Origin of the sequence: Geoanaerobacter pelophilus (assembly GCF_018476885.1) — a bacterium.
Taxonomy (GTDB): Bacteria; Desulfobacterota; Desulfuromonadia; order Geobacterales; family DSM-12255; genus Geoanaerobacter; species Geoanaerobacter pelophilus.
The window spans coordinates 1-421 of record NZ_JAHCVJ010000036.1; the positions used below are offsets into that span (position 1 = coordinate 1).

The 421-nt window shown below is 43.7% G+C and carries 1 protein-coding gene; it reads right to left on the minus strand.

All coding sequences use genetic code 11. From position 1 onward, the window contains the following. Nucleotides 1-421, minus strand: a 421-nt coding sequence (locus tag KI809_RS20395; protein ID WP_214173440.1) for a hypothetical protein, incomplete at both ends; no start/stop codon positions are given.

Sequence of the window (421 nt, forward strand, 5' to 3'; positions counted from 1 at the left end):
GTAGACAGCCGGACAAGAGCATCAAAAGCGTTCTCGCCATAGAAAGCGAATTCGCGCAGCCCAGTCACATTCTTTGCCATTTCATTGGCAGCACTTACTAACCAAGCTTCAAGGTCTTTATTAATGTCTTCAGCTTTTCTTCCGGCAGTTGATATCTGTGTTTCTGCAATCTTTACCAGTGACATATCAATGGAAGTGCTCATTGCAACAACGGACCTGTTTATAGTGCTTTTGATACTATCAACAGCGCTCTGAACAGCGGCTTGAGCATCTGAATTTGACGTGAAATTAGTCCAAGTTTTGTCATTACTGAACCAGCCACCATCCTCTTTCATTTTGGTGTAATTTTTGGCCGTAACACTTCCTTGGTTTAATCCCAACGCAATACCAGAACCCTCAATCGATCGGCCACCGCCAAAAA